Origin of the sequence: Anabaena sp. WFMT (assembly GCF_051781005.1) — a bacterium.
GTDB lineage: Bacteria > Cyanobacteriota > Cyanobacteriia > Cyanobacteriales > Nostocaceae > Anabaena.
Genome location: NZ_JBPWOA010000032.1, coordinates 41,573 through 57,974, shown reverse-complemented (window position 1 = coordinate 57,974; position 16,402 = coordinate 41,573). Strand labels below are relative to the sequence as shown.

Here is a 16,402-nt window from a genome sequence, read left to right as displayed (position 1 = left end):
ACTCTAGACAACAGAATTTGATATCACAATTAGACTAAAACAATGAAATTGGCTGCACTGAGGGATAGTGCTGTAGATAACTGTGCAAATTGCGTCTGAACAAATGCGGTACCATTTCCATCTTGGTCAAAGAAAAGTGCGCCTGTACTATTGTTATAGATAAATCGCTGCTCACCGGTCGTCGCACTGGAACCAATGGTAAATTGATTAGGGTCAAGTGGGGATACAGTTAACCCTCCACCAAAACCAGGCGGATATATTTGAATAAAATCTTCAGCTACATTGAAGTCCTTAATATTATCAAGGCTTTCACTGAAACTATTGAAGCCAAAGATATCAGCGCCAGCACCACCAAAGAGTGTGTCGTTACCTGCACCACCAAAAAGTGTGTCGTTGCCAACTTCACCCTTTAGTACGTCGTTGCCATCACCACCCTGAAGCACATCATCGCCATCGTTACCCTCAATAGTGTCATTGCCACCCTCACCATAGAGAATATTATTGGCACTATTGCCTTTAATGATATTGTTCAGCGTGTTACCTGTACCATTAATGCTATCTGTGGCTGTGAGGACAAGGTTTTCAACATAATCACTCAAAGTCCAAGTTACAGAAGACCTGACTATATCAGTACCGCCTGCGTCCCCACCAGAGCCGTTATCCTCACTGACAACATCTCCTGTACTATTAACTATGTAAGTGTCGTTACCTGCACCGCCATAGAGTGTATCGTTGCCAACTCCACCATCTAGTACATCGTTGCCATCACCACCGTAGAGTATATCGTTGCCTTCGTTACCTTCCAGGTTATCATTACCAGCTTCACCATAAAGCGAATTATTGGCACTGTTGCCTTTGATGATATTGTTGAGGGCGTTACCTGTACCATTAATGCTATCTGTGCCAGTGAAGACAAGATTTTCAACATAATTACTTAAAGTCCAAGTTACAGAAGACCTGACTATATCAGTACCGCCTGCGTCCCCACCAGAGCCGTTATCCTCACTGACAACATCTCCTGTACTATTAACTATGTAAGTGTCGTTACCTGCACCGCCATAGAGCGTATCGTTGCCAACTCCACCATCTAGTACGTCGTTGCCATCACCACCGTAGAGTATATCGTTGCCTTCGTTACCTTCCAGGTTATCATTACCAGCTTCACCATAAAGCGAATTATTGGCACTGTTGCCTTTGATGATATTGTTGAGGGCGTTACCTGTACCATTAATGCTATCTGTGCCAGTGAAGACAAGATTTTCAACATAATTACTTAAAGTCCAAGTTACAGAAGACTTGACTATATCAGTACCACCTGCGTCTTGACCGTATCCATTGTCCTCACTGACAACATCTCCTGTACTATCAACTATGTAAGTATCGTCACCTGCTCCACCCATCAGGAAATCGTTGCCTGCTCCACCATTTAAGACATCGCGTCCATTATGCCCGTATAATGAATCGTCGCCATTGTTACCTTCTAGTCTATCATCACCCTCTCTACCCTCAAGGGTATCATTGCTATCTTTACCTTTGAGAATGTCATTTCCCCCCAGACCATCAATAATGTCATGATCAGCTGTTCCAACCAAATTATTTGGATGGTCATCACCAAAGATAATTGTCATAATTTCTCCGAATTTTAATCAGGTTGTTCGGAAACTAGGTCTTGCTAATTTAAAACGCGAAAAATACCCAAAAGTCATTTCTGATAGATGAAGGCTACATCCACTTTGTCAATTACTAATTTGAATGACAAATGTTATGGCTACCTGGTATAGAAAATACAAATTGCCGTGTATTTACTTGTAGATTAATAGTAAGGATTCAGAATAGATGATCCATAATTAACATTGCTTGTCAGATATTGGAGTGATGGGATATGAAATTGTCTAAGATGGATATCCTGGTTCTGACAAACATTCTGGATTATAAATCTTGACTCCTTACTTCTAATATTGTGCGAACTGCTCTCTTCCCTGAAATTATATTGAAAGTTCGCCTTATGATTGATCTTTCTGAAAGCTTCAAGCAAAACTTTAATTAACTAACGCAATAATAGTTTAATTTATTGCTCCTGAAGTTAATTTTGTGACTTTGGTGTATTTTAGCTTGATATCCAGCAAGACCAGGTTTATTTATTAAATACATAATAATCTATCTTTTTCCATTATCTAGATTGAATATTCATTTTTTACATACTCTTCATATTGGATATGATATGCTTTATTTATTATTTATTTTCCACTAAAATTTAAGGCAACGAATAATATATATATGCCAAATTTTAATATACCTGGGTCTGTCTCATAGCAATTTTTTTAACATTAAATACTCTCCGGGATGTCAGGTATTGTTTTTGACTTTCTCAATTACACGAGATTTTCATAGAAGTATTGGTAAATAAAATAGTTCTTCAGTACCTAATATGCAAAATCTAGGCAAAAAATCCCAGAAACCTTAATTTGTATAAGAAATGATGCAGAATTTTTAACATTATTGCATAATATTGTCTCTTTTCCCCTGTTAAGAGTTCCCTCTTATCGACTTGGTAATTTAGCATAACAAGTACCGTAGAGCCAATAAAACAGGTAAGGTGTAAACCCTACCTGTTCTTAAATATTGAAACTTTTTAAATTCCATTTTCTCTAATACCAAATTGATATGAAGTTGCATAGAATAATGTATCAATAATAATTAACCGCAGAGAAATACAGATAAAGACGGATAATTAAATTGAGTTCATGATTCTGAATAGCCTCACATAAAATTGGTACAAACCCTTTAAACTCAGCTGAGAAAAAAGTTTTATCTGAATATTTACCCTATTTCTGATGGCATGGAGATCAAAACGTTTCCTCCATTTGGAGATGAACCATTGACTGTATAACGCTGTTCGGGAACTGGATAGCCAGCTTCCCCAAAGCTTTCACGGATGATTTTATTGGTGTCGAAATACACTTGCCAGTAGTGATCATTATGGCAATATGGACGTACTGCTAGAACCGGGCCAGCCAAGTTAAAGGTGAGAATTTCTATATCTGGTGCTGGATCTGTAAGCACGTTAGGGATTTGGCTGATTCTAGTTTTCAAAAGTGCGATCGCTTGATTATGATCAACATCATGAGCTAGTTGAGCTAATAGATCAACACGACGGTAAGGATTAGCGGAATAATTCTGGATATTATCAGCAAATATTTTGTTATTTGCCACAATTGTCATCACATTATCTGGTGTGTTTAAAGTAGTTGTAAAAAGTCCAATTTCTACCACAGTTCCTGTCACACCTCCGGCTGTGATGAAATCACCAACTTTGAATGGTTGGAAAATAATTAAAAATGCACCTGCTGCAAAGTTAGCCAACAATCCACCCCATGCGGCACCAATGGCAATACCAACCGCAGCCAGTAATGCCGCAAAGGAGGTTGTTTCTACACCAAAGAAGCCAAGAATTGCCACAACCAAAACAATTCTTAATGTTATGGCAATGATATTTAACAGATAGCTAATGAGTGTTGGTTCAACGCTTTGACTTCTAAATACACGTCTTAATCCTTTTATCCCAAACTCAATTAATTTCTGGCCAATTAGCCAGAGAAGAATTGCACCGACAACTTTGAGTCCAACTGTAGTTAACAGTTCGGCAGCAACTTTGCTAATTTGTTGGAAATCCATAAATTAGTTTTGGTTTTGAATTTTTAACACGATCAAGAAACAACTATATTTTAAGCAAAAATACATATGGATAATTTTTTTATTTTTAGTTGCATTACATAAGTTGCTAAGACACAACTAATGTATTTTGTTTAGTTTTGTAAAAACTGTGAAATCAGCTATTTATAAAATTTGTTTGAGTTACATTTCGTTACATAAATTGATTTCCACGCCGACCTAACTTACTCTTAACGTGAATTTGATGAACCTCTCCCCAACCCGGCTCACCTTACCTTTAAATTGTACTTAAGCCGTTTTGAACAAAAATTAAAAACTCCATAGGCACAATTGCTAGGTATGATATTTAGTCTACAAACATTTACCTAGAAAAACCTGACTATGACTCAGAACTACCGCATTACACTACTTCCCGGAGATGGTATTGGCCCCGAAATCATGGCCGTAGCAGTGGACGTGCTGAAAGTCGTCGGACAACGCTTTGATATTCAATTCGACTTTCAAACAGCTTTAATTGGTGGTGCTGCAATTGACGCAACAGGTGAACCCCTACCAGCTGCTACCTTAGATATGTGCCGCAATAGCGATGCCGTCTTACTTGCTGCTATCGGTGGTTACAAATGGGACTCTCTACCCTCTCATTTACGCCCAGAAGCGGGTTTATTGGGACTACGTGCAGGTTTAGAACTTTTTGCAAATTTGCGTCCTGCCAAAATTTTACCCCAGTTAATTGATGCTTCCACTTTAAAACGGGAAGTGGTGGAAGGCGTAGATATTATGGTGGTGAGGGAACTCACTGGTGGGATTTATTTTGGTAAACCCAAGGGGATTTTTGCTACAGAAACAGGTGAAAAACGTGGTGTAAATACGATGGTTTACACCGAATCAGAAATTGACAGAATTGGCAAAGTAGCTTTTGAAACGGCGCGGAAACGGGGAGGAAAACTCTGTTCGGTAGATAAAGCTAATGTGTTAGAAGTATCTCAACTGTGGCGAGAATGTATCACTAAACTGTCTGCTGAATATCCAGATATTGAATTATCTCATTTATATGTTGATAATGCAGCAATGCAGTTAGTACGCGCTCCTAAACAATTTGACACAATTGTGACAGGGAATTTATTTGGTGATATTCTTTCTGATGCAGCGGCTATGCTCACTGGTAGCATTGGGATGTTGCCGTCTGCAAGTTTGGGTGCTTCTGGCCCTGGTGTCTATGAACCCGTTCACGGTTCAGCCCCAGATATTGCCGGACTTGATAAAGCTAACCCTTTGGCACAGATTTTGAGTGCAGCGATGATGTTACGTTATGCCTTAAATCAACCAGAAGCGGCGGATTTGATTGAAAATGGAGTGTTACAAGTTTTACAACAAGGCGATCGCACAGGAGATATTATGTCTGAAGGGATGAATCTTTTGGGTTGTCGCGCTATGGGCAATGCATTGATTCAAATCCTAGAAGGAAAATAATTTCCTCATTTAACGTTGAGGATTTTAACATTCTTTGCTAAAAGTTTCGGATAAACTAGAAGCAAATCTATAAATCACATAAACACCAATAGTGTACGTTGCACAACAAGGACAGGCGAATTTTCCCGCCCCAAAAAACCAGATGCCTTTGGTTGATCCCACCGTAATTAAAGCCGCTGGATACATCTACTACACCTACTGTGAAGTACATCCCGAAATCGTTGGGCAACCTTCAGGAGTAGCAATTAGTCTAGTAACTCATCGGGGTAAGGTGATTTTTACTCAACATCCAGTACTATTACCACAAGAATGTTTTATACCATTGAATCAGATAGAATCGTATATGTACTAGGGAACAGGGAAGAAATTAACCACTAACCGATGACTCATGACTAATAACTAATGGACAAAATACTATATGGACATTTTGATCTTCGTCCCTGCGAGTATCATTGTCTTTGCTTTAGGTGCATCAATTGGTAGCTTTATCAATGTTGTAGTTTATCGTCTACCCGCTGGATTATCAGTACTTTGGCCGCCTTCTCGTTGCCCTCATTGCTTAAACAAGCTCAAATCTTACGATAATGTACCGGTCTTGGGTTGGCTGTGGTTAAAAGGGCGATGCCGATATTGTAAAAGCAAGATTTCTCGCCGTTATCCCTTAGTCGAGGGGATAACAGGCATCATATTTTTAATCGTATTTTGGGTCTTTCAATTTTCAATTTTAACAATCGGTTATTGGGCTTTTTGTAGTTGGTTATTGGCCTTATCCCTTGTAGATTGGGATACTATGACCTTACCTAACCCACTGACTCAATCCGGGTTAATATTGGGCTTAGTCTTTCAAATGGGTGTTGGTTTTCTGTCAACAAGTAGCTGGGTAGGAGTCGGAAACTACTTAATGCTCGGTATATTCGGTGCAGTTATGGGTTTATGGTTGTTTGATAGTATCTCAATTCTTGGTTCCCTCGCCTATGGTAAAGCTGTTATGGGTGCAGGTGATGCGAAATTAGCAGCCATGATGGGAGCTTGGTTAGGTTGGAAGTATTTATTAATAGCTGGTTTTATGGCTTGCACCTTGGGAGTTTTAGTGGGTGGAGGCGCAATTATGCTATCACGTCATAAAATAGGACAAAAGATGCCTTTTGGGCCTTTCTTAGCGATGGGAGCGGTAATTGCTGTTTTTAGCGGTGAAACTATTTTGTCGCATTACCTGCGGTTATTTCTTCCTGCATCTTGAAAACAAGATGAATGTAACCTTCATTACCCCATCTGCCCTTTATATTTTGGTAATATTAACTTATGACTGGTATTACCGCCCAAATATGCAGTTGGCACATACAACTAATGCCATAAATTCTGACTGCTTATAAACTAGCAAAATCCTGATTAATTAGGATAAAAATGCATTCTAATTGGGTTTTTAATTCTTAAGACTTTGCCAATACCTTGATATAATAAAGTCCACTAAGACGGTAGTAATAGACTTAAATTATTGGCAAAATCATTGTCATTAAGCTGACAAGCAAAATATGCTCCCATCAGGTTTGACTTGCTAATTAGGGTAGTTTTGATGATGTAGTCAAACAATTTTGTACACCCTAGAAGCGGGTAAGGTCAATCTCAAATCTAAAATTGATTGACCTATTTGTGACCTCGTACCTACTTAAATAAGATAAAAATGGCAAACAACGAAGAATCACGCGGTTTAAAGTCTTTATTTGATTGGTTTGCAAATCGGCGTAAATCAGGATCTAGCAGCTTAGAACGCCAAGAAAGGGAAATTGCTGATGGTTTGTGGCATAAATGCCCTAAATGTGGTGTTTTAAGTTATGCAAAAGACCTGAAAGCCAATCAAATGGTCTGTGTGGACTGTGGTCATCATAATCGGGTAGATAGCGATGAGCGTATCCGTCAATTGATTGATGCAAATACCTGGAAACCTTTAGATGAGCATTTGCGACCAACTGATCCCTTACAATTTCGCGATCGCAAACTTTATAGCGATCGCTTGCGGGAAACACAGGAAAAAATTGGTTTAATAGATGCAGTCAGAACCGGTATAGGTCAAATTAACAATTTACCTATCGCTTTGGGAGTCATGGACTTCCGCTTTATGGGTGGTAGCATGGGTTCTGTTGTTGGTGAAAAACTCACCCGCATGATTGAACAAGCCACACAACGCCGCTATCCTGTAGTTATCATCTGCACATCCGGCGGTGCGAGAATGCAAGAAGGAATGCTCTCCTTAATGCAAATGGCCAAAATATCCGCAGCTTTACAACGCCATCAAGATGCTCGTTTATTATACATTCCTGTTTTAACTAATCCCACCACAGGCGGAGTTACAGCCAGTTTTGCGATGTTGGGTGATATCATCATTGCTGAACCAAAAGCCACCATTGGTTTTGCTGGAAGACGAGTAATTGAACAAACCTTGAGAGAAAAACTACCCGAAGATTTCCAAACCGCTGAAGATTTGCTCAAGCATGGGTTTGTGGATGATATTGTTCCCCGTACCCAATTAAAGAATACTTTGACACAGCTAATTGCTTTACACCAGCCTATACCAACCGCACCCAATATGGTTTTGTGGGAAACCATGAGTTTGACTTCTACTGTTGCGGAGTAGGGGACTGGGGAAGAGGACAAGGGGCAGGGAGCAGGGAGTAGGGGGAAAATAACAACTGTCACCTATTCCCTATTTCCTATTCTTTGTTCTTTGACGAAAATCAGCGGTATTAATGCTGCTAGTCTGAATATACTAGAAAGGGCAAATAAACCTAATAAACCGCCAAAATGCGGAGATTGGGCGATAAAACCGCCAATCGTTGTCCCTAATGCACCAGTTACTCCAGCAATAGCAGCTGCGATCGCAAAATAGATTGATTGATTCCTAACTGGTGTAATCCCAATTTGCATATTGTTATTACATAAATCCACAGCCGCCCCAGTACCACCGACAAAAATATGTAATAGTGGTAGCCACAACCAGATATCTAACTTACTATTACTAATTCCAAACCACAACAAAGGCGTGACAGCCACAATAATCCCCACAAATATCAAAATTGGGCGATTTCCCACCTTATCTGCTAACTTACCCCACAGCACAAACATCAGCAGATTTGCTCCCGCTTGCAAACTACTATAAACCGTCACCCAACCCACATCTACATTTAAAGTTTCTAGCAAATAAAGATTAACAAAAGGGGTGCAGAGATTAAAAGCCAGCATCCATAAACTAAAATACAGTAAAAATATCCAAAAATTCGAGTTTTTACCGATATTGTAGGGATTGAGCATCGCTAAACCCTTATCCTCTTGGTTTTGAGGAATTAATCCCGTATCAGTTATTTCGCCTAATTCATTTTTAATGTTAGAAGAATCAACTATATAAGTATTTTGTAATTGGGGATTAACATCAATTTTGAAATACTGACATCCTAAACTAATCAACCCAAACAAAATCCCTACAAACAAAACTACTCCATAACCTTGGAGAGTTCCCCCATACCAATGGGAAACAGCTAAACCAGCCAAAGGTACACACAACAAATTAGTCAAACTGGTAGCACTATTGCGAATTCCAAAATACCTCCCACGCAACCGTCGAGGTACAATTATCGCTAACCAACTCATCCAAGATGCACTTCCTAGTCCACCTGAAAGATGACTAAAAAAAACGATTAACAGAGTTAATATCACCAACTGTTGAGAATTTATAACTCCCCAACTTGTACCGATAATACCTATTACTAAAATCAGCCACAATAGCCGAGAAATCCCATAAACAAGCGCGGAATACTGAAATCTGCTAGTAGTTCGTTCTGAGATATAAGCACCCAATGGCTGAATCAGATTTACCAGCATGGGAATCGAAGAAAGCATCCCAAAAACAACTGGACTAGCATCCAATTCTACCAAAAATTTACTGAGTAAAATCCCCCCAGTAGTAATAGAAAAAATCGCCGCGAAAATAGCATCTAGAGTAGATGCTTGTAAACTGGTACGAATAGCATTTTTAGAAAAACGAGAGCTAGATTTAGATTGAGAAGATAGAACTGTTGTTAATGAATCAATCTGAGGAATTTCCAGATTTAAAGATGCAACTGTTTCAACTTGAACAGAGTCCATAAGTTATCATCTACAGATGACGCAACATAGCACAAATTAAGTGAATGACAATTATTTGTTATTTTATCTATTATTTCTCAACAAAAATTTAGATTAGTTAAATATCAGTCCTGAGTTACAGCAGCTATAAGAGAATAAAGAAAAACTTTTATCTGTCTGTGAACAAACGCAAATGGTTATATTTTTGGGGATTAGTAATAGCAACTATCTTTATTAGTTGTCACCGCTTACCACCACCCAGTACATCATCAGTTACCATTAAACTCAGTGGTTGGGGCGGTTCCCCTGTAGAACAAAAACTCCTCAAACAGGTATTACAAGACTTTGAAGCAAAACACCCAACTATCAAAGTTAAATATGAAGTAATCTCTGATCAATACATGGATGTCATTAAAACCCGCTTAATTGGAGAAGCAGCACCAGATGTATTTTATCTAGATGCATTAGAAGCTCCTTTTTTGATGAGTCAAAATGTTTTAGAACCTCTAGATAGTTACATTAAACCTGAATTTTATTTAGCAGACTTTGAAGAAAATTTACTTAACAGCTTTAAATACAAAAATCATATATACGGTTTTCCTAAAGACTATTCCACACTAGCCTTATTTTATAACAAAAAAGCATTCACTAAAGCAGGTATACGTAATCCCCCAACTAATTGGGATGAACTACTATTCTATTCTGAAAAACTAACAGATAAAGTTAATAAATTCGGCTTTGGCGAAAGTCCAGAATTGGCACGTCAGACTTATAAAATTAAAGCTTATGGTGGAAAATTAATTGATAAAAATGGTTATGCTGCTTTTGCTAATGAAGCAGCTTTAACAGGTTTAAATTTGGTGATAGAGCAATATCAAAAAGACAGAACCTCAGCCCTTAAATCCGATGTTGGTGCTAGTTCTGGTAGTGATATGTTTGGTCAAGGTAAAGTATCAATGGTAATTGAAGGGAACTGGGCAATTCCTTATCTTCAAGAAACCTTCCCGCAGATAGATTTTGCAACAGCAGAAGTCCCCAAAATTAATAATAAAAAAGGCACAATGGTTTATACTGTTGCCTATGTAATGAATAAACAAACAAAACATAAAAAAGCAGCTTGGGAATTAATTTCTTATCTCACCGGTAAACAAGGAATGGAAAAGTGGACAGCCACAGGTTTCGCTTTACCAACTCGTAAATCTGTAGCGGAGAAATTAGGTTACGATCAAGATGCTTTACGGTCTGCTTTAGTAGCGGGAGTTAATTACGCTACTCCTTGGCAAGTAGGGGAATATCCAGCAGCAATTGTGAATAATTTTGATAATCAATTTTTAAGTGCCTTGTTGGGGGAACAGCCATTAAATCAGGCAATGTTGAGGGCGCAGAATAACGCTAATCAGCAGATTAAAATGATGGAATAGTAGGTTGGGTTGTTCGCGTTAGCGTTGCGAAGAAATGGAACGAAACCCAATATTTTCAAGAACTCAATCTTTCAAATTATCACGCTTAATAAGCTTAGGCTTAGAAATCGGTTTAGAGATTTCAACATTTTGAGCGGGAATTGTCAAATCTTCAACCGCTTCAGCAATTACCTGTACTTGCATTGGTGTTAAGCAATCATCAGAACTTACTATCATCTGTAGCAGTGCAGGAATACCTTGCAAAACCGGAACTGAGCAATCAGTCACTCCTAACCATTTAGCTACAGGAAAAATTACAGGAGCCTTAACTACTCCATTCGGTAAATTAGGAATCAAAGAATTAATCCACTGACTAAACATTCTTTGATGGTAAATACTTTGAGAAGTTGGACTATCTGATATTGATTCCCAGTTGTTTCCCTCTCGTCGTTTCCATTTATCTTTATAAGCAGTAAATGAACCTTTCCAAGTTTTTACCTCTACTAAAAAGATACCACCTGTACCAATAATTAAGAGGTCTATTTCCGTTAAAGTATTTACGTTAGAGGTAGGTATTAAAGCGTTATTAAACATTACCCAACTATCAGGTAATGATTTCAGCAGCAGTGAAACACTCCATTCTCCTACATTACCTTTAAATTGGTTTTGAAATTGTTTAATTTCAAATACTGCTGCACCCAATGAACCCAAAAAGCCATTACCTAATGATTCTTGAACTTCTTGACGTTTGACAGATTTTTTTCCGTCTACTTGTTGTTGGAATTTTTCCCTCAGTTCAGGAGATTGTTTAAGGGTTCGCATAAAATTTTAATTCTCTGTATTTTGGTTTAATTCTTGTGTAGATGTAGCTTGGGTTGAGGAAGGAAACCCAAGATTTTCAAAAAGTGTATTTTTTCTCTATTTCTAATGGAATTTTTTCTTCATTATATGAAGCATCAAGTTCTGAACGTAAACCATAGCCTTTAAATAATTTTTCGGTAAATTGGTATTCATATTTGATTTAAAAGCAAATTATGTAATCATCATAATAAAACAGTATTAATAATTATGCAACTCAGATAAAACTCGATATAATACAGATTATCATCGTTCTCTCGTTCCCAGGTTCTACCTGGGAATGCAGTTTAGAAGGCTCTGCCTTCTGTTATTGTGTAAATTACTGAAGTGACTTTTGGACAGGAGGTAGAACCTCGCAAAAAGCATTCCCAGTCAGAGACTGGGAACGAGATAATTCTATACAAGCATCGCTCAGGAAGTTGAAGTTTTAATGTAGATACTAAAGTGAGGAAATATGATGACTCAAGTTGTACTAGAAAATATTAATCCTGCTGTATTAGATAAACTACAGGTTTTAGCTCAAAGCCATAACCGCAGCTTAGAAGATGAAGTCAAAGCAATTTTAGAAAATTTTGTAGATGCTGAATTAGTCAATCAAGAATCTACTCAAGTACAAGCATGGGCGAAAATAGATGCTGCACGTCATCGTCATTTAGGTAAAAGTTTTAGTGACAGTGTGGAACTTTTGCATGAGGATCGAAACTATTGAATAAATTTAGAGATTTACCATAATTTTTATTAAAAAAATATCAGGAATAAATCTGATGTTTTAAATTATAGCGAAAGCTTTAACATTATAAAAGATTGTCGAGGTTTAGTTGTGTTTCCAATTAACAGACAACACAGAAACCCACGCTGGAAAATTACAGAAAACCTAACAGGGTATCTTTTCATGATGCCTACAATTCTCGTTTTAGGCACTTTTGTAATTTTACCAATTCTCTACGCTGTCTTTCTTTCTCTCCACAAAGTTCAACTTTTAGGCGGTATTGAATATAAATTCATTGGTTTTCGCAATTTCACCCGTTTGCTAGAAGATGAACAGGTTTGGATTGCTTTAAAAAACACAGCAGAATATGTTGCTATTGTTGTACCTAGTCAAACCATTTTGGCTTTAATTTTAGCTGTAACTTTAAATTCTGGTATTCGTGGTAAAAGCTGGTGGCGTATTCTTTATTTTTTACCCACAGTCACATCTTCTGCGGTGCTAACACTCATCTTTATGTGGATTTATAATACCGATGGTTTACTAAATGATTTTCTCGCCTTGATCGGATTACCTAAGTATAACTGGTTAGGAGATCCAGCAGTTGCACTCAAAGGTATCATGATGATGAATATTTGGTCAACTGCACCTTTTTATATGGTGATTTATTTAGCAGCTTTACAAGATATCCCCCACACACTTTATGAAGCAGCAGAATTAGATGGTGCAAATTGGTGGGAGAGGTTTCTTTACATTACTCTTCCCTGGCTGCAACCTGTGACGTTTTTTGTAGTCACAGTGGGAATAATTGGCACTTTTCAACTATTTGACCAATCTTATATTTTCTCTGGTGGGACTGGTGGCCCTAATAACGCTACTTTGACAGTGGTATTGCTAATTTATCAAGCTGTATTTAGAAATTTACAATTAGGATATGCAGCTGCGATCGCATTTTTACTCGCAGCAGTCATCATTACTATCACTCTAATTCAGCGGAAAGTCTTCGGAGGTGACAGAATTTGACTCATATCTCTCGCTTTCTCTGTCTTAAAGTTGTCTTATACCTCTTTTTGACAATTTATGCCCTAATTACCCTGATTCCCTTCCTATGGGCGCTTTCTGCATCATTCAAACCGCTGTCAGAAATCATCAGTGGTGAGCCAAATTTCATCCCCCAAAATTTTACTCTCGATAACTACAAGCAAATCTTTTTCCAAGAACCGCTATTTTTTCGCTGGTTATTCAACAGTATTGCGATCGCACTCAGCGTCACGCTTTTAAACTTAATTCTAAATTCAATGGCTGGTTATGCCTTAGCTAGACTGCGATTCGTCGGTAAACGCTTTTGGTTCTTCCTGATTTTAGCTGTACTAGCAGTACCCACACAAATTACCCTAATTCCCACATTTTTGATTTTAAAGGCGTTGGGTTGGCTCAATTCTTACCAAGGCATGATTGTACCCAGCATGGTTAATGCCACCTTTATCTTTATGATGCGGCAGTTTTTTGTTAATTTTCCTCAAGAATTAGAAGAAGCAGCCCAATTAGATGGTTTTAACACCTGGGAGATTTTTCGAGATGTTGTTTTACCCCTAGCAAAACCCGCACTAGCAGCACAGACCGTTTTTGTATTTATGGGCAGTTGGAATAATTTTATACTACCTCTAGTGATTTTATTTGACCCAGAAATGTTTACACTACCCTTAGGGTTAAATAGCTTTAAAGGTCAATATATCAGCTATTGGAATTACATCATGGCAGCTTCAATGATATTCACCCTACCAGCTGTGGGAATTTACGCCTTTTTTAACCGTTACTTTATTCAAGGCGTAACTTTTACAGGAGGCAAAGGTTAACTTTACAAAATGTAAATTTATTTATAAAGATTTGTATCAAAAAATAAAATCTCCCCATTCTCATGCCCGCTCTTGACCCTATTCTTACTTATAGAGAAACTCAGTTCAGCAACAGCATAGAGCAGCTAATGGTAAACTGATTCATGCTGATGTTAATGATAGCGAGAACATTTTACGTAAAGTAATCCCGACAGCTTTTAGCCCAGGGATCAGGGGTGTTCTAGTTCTCCCCGTCGGCCTGATACCCGGCAAACTTTTAGCATCAGATAAATATCTATGCTTTTGGAACTATTAGTGTCTTAGTTGTGTTGAGCATTAAAAACTGAGAGGGGAAATATGTTTAGAAGATTAATTGGCGTTGCTGTAATTACTGTTTTGCTGACTTTTCAGATGCTTGTTGGTAGTGCAACAGCGGTGGAAGTGGATAAAGCGACCCGGACAGTGCCATTTAATGAACAAGGTGATACTGTTGTCATCAGTGTCAAAGAACTGGCCAAAGGTAAACGTTTATTTAATGACACTTGCGCTCAATGTCATGCTGGTGGCGTAACTAAGACTAACCAAAACGTGGGACTAGAACCACAAGCTTTGGCAGGAGCTACACCAAAACGTGACAACATTGAAGGGTTGGTAGACTACATGAAGAATCCTACAACCTACGACGGTGAAGAAGAGATTTCTGAAATACATCCCAGTATTAAGAGCGCTGATATCTTTACAGAAATGAGAAACCTGACCGATGATGACTTAAAAGCGATCGCAGGTCACATCCTCATTCAACCAAAAGTTGTTGGTACAAAATGGGGTGGAGGTAAAATTTATTACTAAATATCTCCTGGTTAGCCTCCTTAACAAGTGAAGTAGGGCAATAATATTGCCCTGAGTGTAAAAAAATCTGAGTTCCCAGTCCTGATACTTAAGTGCATTTAAGCACAACTTTCATCATTAGTTATAGATGATTTCGGTTTTTGCTTGAATTTGTTCTCTGGAAGCAGGACTGGGAACTTTGTATTTTGGTTTAAAAAAATTCATCTATGACAGATTGTCATATTTGGTGTTGATTGTATTTAAAATGAGAACAGGAAAATAAAACTATATCTCAGGAGAGAGCCATGAAATTAATTGCAGCAAGTTGGAGACGCTTAACTCTAGCTGTATTGACCGTTCTTTTAGTTGTGAGCAGCTTTGCTGTTTTTGCTCCCACCGCATCTGCTGAAACATTTCAGGTCAAATTGGGTAGTGACAAAGGATTGTTACAATTTCAACCCAGTAAGTTGACAGTTAAACCAGGTGACACAATTGAATGGGTTAACAACAAACTTGCTCCCCATAATGTTGTTTTTGATCCTGCCAAAAACCCTGCTCAAGATAAAGCTTTAGCTGCATCTCTGTCTCACAATAAATTGCTGTTGAATCCTGGACAGACAGTAACAACAACTTTTGCCGCAGATGCACCTGCTGGTGAATACAATTTCTATTGCACTCCTCACCGTGGTGCTGGTATGGCTGGTAAAATCATTGTTGAAGGCTAAAAAACTTTCTGCTGGAATACCAGATGATTTTTTTCGCTTATTAAGTGGCAGAAACTCTTGATAAAAAGCGGTAACAAGTTATATTCCCAGGTAATTATGGAGGGATAAGCTAGTTACCGCTAATTTTTTTCAAATTATTCACAAAGGGAATCCGTATTATATTATACGTAATAGCTAATAACTGGAGATGTAACTAAATATTTGAGGCTGCTATTAGCCCTAGATATATTTACTAGCAACAGTTGTGCGGTGGCAGAATACTGGTTGCGAGGAAAGTTTCTTGAAAATACGTTTACTAATTTTATTGTTAGCGATAGCGTTCGCGAAGCGTGTGCCTTGCACTCAGCGCTTGCTAGGAATCGCTTTGCTCGCCATAGGCATCGCTTTTTTTAACTGGACAATGATTTATCCAGCCTTAGCAACAGAAACGATTAACGGTAGAAAGATATTTAACGCTAACTGTGCTTCTTGCCATATCGGAGGCACTAACATTCTGGTTGAACATAAAACTTTAGAAAAGGAAGCATTAGCAAAATACTTAGAAAATTATGATACTGAACCTATCCAGGCAATTATCCACCAAATACAAAACGGAAAAGGTGCTATGCCTACCTTCAGGAATAAGTTGAGCGATCAAGAAATTATAGAAGCAGCAGCTTATGTTTTCCAAAAAGCTGAAAAAGGCTGGAAAAACGAGTAGTACTGAGTGTTAAGTTATGAGTGATCCCATAGTTACACAGCGGGATTGAACCAATGCAAAGGCTACTCGCAGTTATAGCGGCAGCCTTACCA

At 38.2% G+C, this 16,402-nt stretch carries 15 protein-coding genes; 11 read left to right on the top strand and 4 right to left on the bottom strand.

Annotated features, from left to right (window positions below):
• Positions 1-29 precede the first annotated feature (29 nt).
• Positions 30-1,628 carry a hypothetical protein gene (locus tag ACSQ6I_RS20405; RefSeq protein WP_438892120.1) on the bottom strand — a complete coding sequence of 533 codons (1,599 nt, stop codon included), beginning with the start codon at positions 1,626-1,628 and terminating at the stop codon, positions 30-32.
• 1,192 nt (positions 1,629-2,820) lie between these two features.
• Positions 2,821-3,675, bottom strand: coding sequence for a mechanosensitive ion channel family protein (locus ACSQ6I_RS20400; RefSeq protein WP_438892119.1), 855 nt, complete (start codon positions 3,673-3,675; stop codon positions 2,821-2,823).
• A gap of 378 nt (positions 3,676-4,053) precedes the next feature.
• On the opposite strand from ACSQ6I_RS20400, the gene leuB reads away from it, so the two are divergent.
• From leuB to accD, 4 genes are all read left to right on the top strand, one after another.
• On the top strand, positions 4,054-5,142 hold the full coding sequence (gene leuB / locus ACSQ6I_RS20395; protein ID WP_438892118.1) for a 3-isopropylmalate dehydrogenase: 1,089 nt from the start codon (positions 4,054-4,056) through the stop codon (positions 5,140-5,142).
• A 91-nt stretch (positions 5,143-5,233) separates the two neighbouring features.
• Entirely contained in the window at positions 5,234-5,494 is a 261-nt protein-coding gene (locus tag ACSQ6I_RS20390) for a hypothetical protein (protein WP_438892117.1), read from the top strand.
• 66 nt (positions 5,495-5,560) lie between these two features.
• A complete protein-coding gene (locus tag ACSQ6I_RS20385) occupies positions 5,561-6,382 on the top strand; it encodes a prepilin peptidase (protein WP_438892116.1) in 822 nt (273 codons plus the stop codon).
• A gap of 441 nt (positions 6,383-6,823) precedes the next feature.
• A complete protein-coding gene (gene accD, locus ACSQ6I_RS20380; RefSeq protein WP_438892115.1) occupies positions 6,824-7,774 on the top strand; it encodes an acetyl-CoA carboxylase, carboxyltransferase subunit beta in 951 nt (316 codons plus the stop codon).
• Positions 7,775-7,836: 62 nt separating this feature from the next.
• Here accD and ACSQ6I_RS20375 read toward each other — a convergent pair whose 3' ends face one another.
• Positions 7,837-9,279, bottom strand: coding sequence for an MFS transporter (locus ACSQ6I_RS20375; RefSeq protein ID WP_438892114.1), 1,443 nt, complete (start codon positions 9,277-9,279; stop codon positions 7,837-7,839).
• 158 nt (positions 9,280-9,437) lie between these two features.
• Between ACSQ6I_RS20375 and ACSQ6I_RS20370 the strand changes: the two genes are divergently transcribed.
• Complete coding sequence (locus tag ACSQ6I_RS20370) at positions 9,438-10,679, top strand: ABC transporter substrate-binding protein (protein WP_438892113.1); 1,242 nt, start codon at positions 9,438-9,440, stop codon at positions 10,677-10,679.
• Between the two features lie 63 nt (positions 10,680-10,742).
• Here the strand turns inward: ACSQ6I_RS20370 and ACSQ6I_RS20365 are convergent, their stop codons facing one another.
• Positions 10,743-11,480 carry a nuclease-related domain-containing protein gene (locus ACSQ6I_RS20365; RefSeq protein ID WP_438892112.1) on the bottom strand — a complete coding sequence of 246 codons (738 nt, stop codon included), beginning with the start codon at positions 11,478-11,480 and terminating at the stop codon, positions 10,743-10,745.
• A gap of 490 nt (positions 11,481-11,970) precedes the next feature.
• Between ACSQ6I_RS20365 and ACSQ6I_RS20360 the strand changes: the two genes are divergently transcribed.
• From ACSQ6I_RS20360 to ACSQ6I_RS20335, 6 genes are all read left to right on the top strand, one after another.
• Complete coding sequence (locus tag ACSQ6I_RS20360) at positions 11,971-12,225, top strand: FitA-like ribbon-helix-helix domain-containing protein (RefSeq protein ID WP_438892111.1); 255 nt, start codon at positions 11,971-11,973, stop codon at positions 12,223-12,225.
• Positions 12,226-12,408: 183 nt separating this feature from the next.
• Positions 12,409-13,245 carry a carbohydrate ABC transporter permease gene (locus ACSQ6I_RS20355; protein WP_438892110.1) on the top strand — a complete coding sequence of 279 codons (837 nt, stop codon included), beginning with the start codon at positions 12,409-12,411 and terminating at the stop codon, positions 13,243-13,245.
• Positions 13,242-14,078 carry a carbohydrate ABC transporter permease gene (locus tag ACSQ6I_RS20350; RefSeq protein WP_438892109.1) on the top strand — a complete coding sequence of 279 codons (837 nt, stop codon included), beginning with the start codon at positions 13,242-13,244 and terminating at the stop codon, positions 14,076-14,078. The genes ACSQ6I_RS20355 and ACSQ6I_RS20350 overlap by 4 nt, the downstream gene beginning before the upstream one ends.
• A 336-nt stretch (positions 14,079-14,414) precedes the next feature.
• Positions 14,415-14,906 carry a photosystem II cytochrome c-550 gene (gene psbV / locus ACSQ6I_RS20345; RefSeq protein WP_438892108.1) on the top strand — a complete coding sequence of 164 codons (492 nt, stop codon included), beginning with the start codon at positions 14,415-14,417 and terminating at the stop codon, positions 14,904-14,906.
• A 284-nt stretch (positions 14,907-15,190) separates the two neighbouring features.
• The gene (gene petE / locus ACSQ6I_RS20340) at positions 15,191-15,610 is read left to right on the top strand and encodes a plastocyanin (RefSeq protein WP_438892107.1); all 420 of its coding nucleotides are present in this window, start codon (positions 15,191-15,193) and stop codon (positions 15,608-15,610) included.
• A gap of 400 nt (positions 15,611-16,010) precedes the next feature.
• A complete protein-coding gene (locus tag ACSQ6I_RS20335; RefSeq protein ID WP_438892324.1) occupies positions 16,011-16,310 on the top strand; it encodes a c-type cytochrome in 300 nt (99 codons plus the stop codon).
• Positions 16,311-16,402: the final 92 nt, after the last annotated feature.